The organism is Streptomyces sp. NPDC043680, assembly GCF_056436685.1.
Genome location: NZ_JBWKCE010000040.1, coordinates 1 through 5250, shown reverse-complemented (window position 1 = coordinate 5250; position 5250 = coordinate 1). Strand labels below are relative to the sequence as shown.

Genomic DNA, 5250 nt, shown 5'->3' with positions numbered 1-5250 from the left:
ATCCACCGAAGTGGACGGGGTATCAACTTCTGGCGTTGATTTTTGGCACGCTGTTGAGTTCTCAAGGAACGGACGCTTCCTTTGTACTCACCCTCTCGGGCTTTCCTCCGGGCTTTCGTTCTCGTGTCTCCGACTCTATCAGACTCTTTCGTGTCCGATTCCCGGTCGAAGCGGGTTGGCTTGCTTTCCAGGTTCTCGCTTTCGCGTTTCCCTTTCCGGCGGTTCCGACTCTATCAGAAGTTTTCCACCGGATTTCCCGGCTTCGGATTCCTGGATGAGGAGTCGAGTACGCGTCCGCAGAATTCGATTCTGAGGATGCGAGGGTTGTTCTGGATGGTGTCGCCGAGCCGGTGCGGCTCCCAAGCAACCCGTCAACTCTACAACCCTCCCTCGGACCCTGTCAAAGCCGTCCGCCCGGCCGCCCTCCAGCCCGTCGAGGAGGGCCTGGAGGGCGTACTCGAAGGTCCGCTCAGGTGAGGCGTTGTAGTCCGCCGAGGGGGTGTCGAGGCGGGCCCGCAGCCGGGGGTACTGCATGGCGTCCTCGCCGGCCTTCGCCAGGGTGTCCCGGATCAGCTCCTCCGGATCGCCGCCGTCCCGGCGCAGGCGCCGCATCAGCGAGGCGGTGGCCGAGGAACCGAGCGCACTGCCGAGTACGAAGGTGAAGACGGCGGCAGCCGCGCGGTCGGCATCCGCGCCCTCGAAGCCGGCGGCCTCGTAGATCGCGAGGGAGTGGTCGTCGTGGCGCGCCTTGCCCGGACCGTAGAAGAGGTACGACCCGAAGGCCTGCACCAGCCAGGGATGACGGGTGAGCATGGCGTGCAGGCTGTCGGCCATCCGCGTGGCCGCCGTCCGCCAGTCCATCGCGGCGAGGTCGGGCAGCTCGATCTCGTCCCACACGTGGTCCCCGGCGAGCCGGACGAGGTTGTCCTCGTTCTTGACGTGCCAGTAGACCGCGGTCGCGGCCGAGCCGAGCCGCTTGCCCAGGCTGCGCAGTGTTGAGGCCTTCCAGGCCCTCGTCATCCAGCAGCTCCACGGCCGTGCGGTCGATCTGCTCCTTGGTCGACGTGTCGCGAGGCATGGCGACACCCTGGGGCCGGCACGGCGGGCCTCGGCACGGGACCGAGGCTGCCCGCGATTCCCCGCCCCCGTCGCCGGCTCAGCCCCGGGCGACCGGCCGGTAGGTGGCCACGTGCACGCCGGTGGGGCTGACCACCGTGGAGACCAGTTCGAGGCGGCGCCGGGAGCCGTCCTCTGGGAAGATCCTCTTACCCCCGCCCAGGAGCACCGGCATGATCATGAGCCGCAGCTCGTCGACCAGACCCTCGCGGAGGAGCGTACGGACGAGGGTGGGACTGCCCATGACCAGGAGGTCACCACCCTCCGTCCCGTGGAGCTCCCTGATGCGGGCGACCGCCTCGTCGCCCGCGACACGGGTGGTGTTCTCCCACGTCAGTGCAGCGTCGCCCAGCGTCTCGGAGACCACGTACTTGCGGATGGAGTTCATCCGGTCCGCGAACGGGTCCCCCGCCCGCTCCGGCCAGGCCCCGGCCATGGCCTGCCACGTACGCCGTCCGAAGAGCAGCGCCTCGGCCTTGGCGATCGCGTCGGCGAAGGCACCGCCCACCACCTCGGGGTCGAAGAACGGGTGCGTCCACCCGCCGTGGGCGAAGCCGCCGTCGGTGTCCTCCTCGGCGCCGCCGGGCGCCTGCACGACGCCGTCCAGGCTGATGAACTCACTGATCACGATGCGCACGGCGCGGTCTCCTCGTCTCCGGTACCTACAGCAAGGCAGACCCTCGTCCGGCCTGGAAGTCATCGGTATCGGGCGTACGCGTTTCGACGCGTTCTTCCAGCACCGCCCGGATCACGTGGCGGGCGTTGCGGGCCATCGCGGGGTTGGTGCCGCGGTAGTACGGGAGCGCGATCAGCGCCTGGGAAAGCGTGCGGCCGCGGCCGCGGGCCCACGTCGCACCGTCCACACCGAGCTCGTCACGGAAGATCCCCCTCGCCTCGGCCGGCAGCAGGTTCCACGCGGGGAACAGGTCGCAGGCCGGATCACCGATGCCCATGCACCCGAAGTCGATCACCGCCGTCAGCCTCCCCACCCCGTCCACCAACAGATTGCCCGGCATCAGATCGCCGTGCAGCCACACCGGCGGCCCTTCCCAGGCCGGAGCCCGCAGTGCGTCCTCCCATACGGCGGTCACGGCATCGCAGTCGACGCCCTCCTCCGGGATCCCCCGCAGCTCCTCGATGGCCGCCCGGGTCGCCGCGTCGAGCGAAGCCACCAGCCCGCCGCGGTAGGCGCCCGGCGCGTCCGGCAAGGCCAGGCTCCGCATCTGCGCGACGAACCCGGCCAGGTCCCGGGCCAGCTGCACGGGCCGGCTGAGCGCGCCCGCCTCGGGGTGCTCCCCCGCCAGCCACCCGTACACCGCCCACGGCCACGGATACCCCTCGGCCGGCTGCCCGGCGCCGAGCACCTCGGGGATGGCCGTGGCCAGCCGGGGCGCGAGCCGGGGCAGCCACTCCCGCTCCAGCACCACGTCGGGAGCCCCGCCCTGCGTCAGCGGCAGCCGTACGGCCATGCGGTCGCCGAGCCGGTACACGGCATTGACCGTCCCCCCGGACGGCATCCGCGACACCGGCAGCCCCGCCCACTGCGGGAACTGGCCGGCGATCAGCCGCCGTACGAGGTCGTCGTCGACGGGGTGGAGGCCGGGATTCATCTGCTGAGTACTCACGACGCCCCATCCGACCGCCGAGCCGCACAACCGGTCAACCGCTTTTGTCTGCCGCCCTGTTAGGCCGCTCACCGCATCACAGCTGCGGTAGCAACCAGTCCTCACACCGGACCGGCACCTGCAGCTGCCGCTCCATCGCGGCCCGGTCCGTGACCGACGCGGTCGTACGCGCCGGTGCGCCGGCCCCGCCGCACGAGCAGTGACTGGTGGCCGGGCCTGCAGGCGGGCCGTCGATGGCGACCTGGGCCCAGTCGTAGAGGCGGCGGCCTTTGGCTCCGGCTCCTGCTGACAGGCGCTGTCGGTCCCGCTGCGGCAACGCGCCGGCGGCGCCTTCCTCGTGCCGCCGCTTCCACTGGACCAAGACCGCCCACTGCTCTTGCTCCGGCACGGCCACCTTCTTGTCCGCCGGCCATACGAACTACTCGTCAGCCGGATTACCAAGAACTCCTGACCGAATGGGCCGACCCTCCGATCCGCGCGCCAGGGCAAGGCGAGCGCGAAGGGAGATCACTACCCTGTATGAGTGCTCTCATACGACGAATTGACTTCCCCGGAGCGTGAGTTGTGGGATCTGTTCTCCGAGGGACTCCGCGTGGACCTGCGCACGGGTGTGCCCGAGGACGACCGCGTCGCCGAGGGTCGGGAGTGGGGGCCTGCACGGACGGTTCGGGCCGCCGTGATCGTGGCGCTCCTCCAGGGCGGGAACCCCGCGCAGACGGGCGCCGTCGCGTGCCTGCGGCTCGCCGGAGCGCGGATATCCGGGCACCTCAACCTGGCCGGCGCACAGATCGCTCACGCTCTCTGGCTTGAGGACTGCTGGTTCGAGGAGGGCGTGGACCTCTCCGGAGCGTCGGCCCGGTCGATTTCCATCGTGGGGAGCCGAGTGCCGGGCGTGGAAGCCGGTTTGATCCGTATCGAAGGACGCCTCGACCTGCGGCGCTCTCGTCTGGAAGGCGGTTCTGCCTCACCCTTCCACCGAGGGGTCACCGCCTTGTCGCTCATCAACGCCCACGTGAGCGGTGCCGTGAACCTCAGCGGCGCCAAGATCACCGCGCCTGGGGAATGGGCAGTGTCCGCTGGCGGACTGGTCGCGGAGGGCGGCGTCTACTGCCTGGACGGATTCGTCGCGCACGGCGAAATCCGCCTCATGGGGGCACAGCTGCCAGGCGGACTGCACATGCGGGGCGCACTACTGGAACGCCCCGGCCGGCGCGGGGTGGTGCTCGCCCTGGACAACGCCGCTGCCTCTACGCTCGACTTCTCCGACGGGTTCATCGCGAACGGGACGGTACGGCTGCGGGGCGCCCGGATCTCGGACAACCTGACCTTTGAAGGTGCCGTCCTGAACGGCCCGCTCGACGGCCGCGGCCCGTCATTGGTCGCCCTGCTGATGCATGCGGTCGACTTCGACTTCACCCTCGCCCGGCCACCGTCCGCCGCCGTGGACCTGCGGGGCGCGCAGGTGTCCTACCTCCACGACAGCGACCACAGCTGGCCGCACACGGTGGAGCTGGACGGCTTCGTCTACGGCTCCATCAAGCTGGACGAGGAGGGCGAGCGCTGGGAGGCCGTGGGGCGGCGGGACTCCGTGGCCCGCCGCGTGGAGTGGATACGACGCAGCCCGGGGTACAACCCCCAGCCGTACGAGCAGTTGGCGAGCTGGTACCGGAAGGCAGGCCACGACGACGACGCCCGCCGCGTTCTCCTGGCCAAACAGCGCCATCGGCGTCAGACTCTGCCTCCGACCGCGCGTGCGTGGGGGCACCTGCTCGACGTGACCGTCGGCTACGGCTACCGCCCCTGGCTGGCCGGCGTCTGGCTCCTCGCACTGACCTTGCTGGGCACGCTGTCTTTCGGCACTCACTCGCCCAGCCCGGTCAAACGAGACGAAGGCACCCCGTTCCAGCCCCTTGTCTACACACTCGACCTCTTGATCCCCATCGGTGGTCTGGGTCAGCGCACGGCCTGGTACTGGTCGAACGGCAGCCTCCAGTGTCTGGCCTACCTGCTGATCACCTTCGGCTGGGTGCTGACGACCGCCGTCATCGCGGGTGTCACCCGCACCCTGCAGAAGAGCTAGCGGCGAGAGCTGAGGGTCGCCAGCAGATCAATGCGCATCCGAGGGTGCGGAAGGCTGCGTGGATGTCGCCATCGACCGCCGCCCAGGAGAAGAACAGGGCGTTCGCGCTGCGGAGCTCAGCAACGAGGAGCTTGCAGCCGAGGCCACGCAGGCCTTGGTCCATCGACCAGACGGCGCCGGCAGGTCATGCCCGAGCCGAGGCCGAGTGCCTGCGGCAGGTGTTCCCAGGCGATCCCGGTGTCGCAGAACGCACAGGATCCCTGGAACGCCTGCTGGTCAGGGCGCCGCTCGTCGACTTCCGATGGCCTTCTAAAAGGCGTGACGCGATAATCGCCCGTGAACGCAGAAAAGCCCCGCACCGAGCCCGGAAGGGCTGGTGCGGGGCTTCCCGCAATGATTGTTCGGCGGCGTCCTACTCTCCCACAGGGT

At 69.7% G+C, this 5250-nt stretch carries 4 protein-coding genes and 1 pseudogene; 1 reads left to right on the top strand and 4 read right to left on the bottom strand.

Features of this window, described 5'->3' with window-relative positions:
• Positions 1-138: 138 nt before the first annotated feature.
• The 4 genes and pseudogenes from AC0666_RS33860 to AC0666_RS33845 all read right to left on the bottom strand — a co-directional run.
• Entirely contained in the window at positions 139-1020 is an 882-nt protein-coding gene (locus AC0666_RS33860) for a TetR/AcrR family transcriptional regulator C-terminal domain-containing protein (protein WP_478709104.1), read from the bottom strand.
• Between the two features lie 136 nt (positions 1021-1156).
• On the bottom strand, positions 1157-1753 hold the full coding sequence (locus tag AC0666_RS33855; RefSeq protein WP_468974631.1) for a dihydrofolate reductase family protein: 597 nt from the start codon (positions 1751-1753) through the stop codon (positions 1157-1159).
• A gap of 25 nt (positions 1754-1778) precedes the next feature.
• Positions 1779-2726: an aminoglycoside phosphotransferase family protein gene (locus AC0666_RS33850; protein WP_478709105.1), complete on the bottom strand. Its 948-nt coding sequence runs from the start codon at positions 2724-2726 to the stop codon at positions 1779-1781.
• 185 nt (positions 2727-2911) lie between these two features.
• Positions 2912-3039 (bottom strand): annotated as a pseudogene (locus AC0666_RS33845) (IS701 family transposase); the annotation flags it as partial.
• A gap of 225 nt (positions 3040-3264) precedes the next feature.
• On the opposite strand from AC0666_RS33845, the gene AC0666_RS33840 reads away from it, so the two are divergent.
• Positions 3265-4821, top strand: a complete 1557-nt coding sequence (locus AC0666_RS33840; RefSeq protein WP_478709103.1) for an oxidoreductase — start codon at positions 3265-3267, stop codon at positions 4819-4821.
• Positions 4822-5250 lie beyond the last annotated feature (429 nt).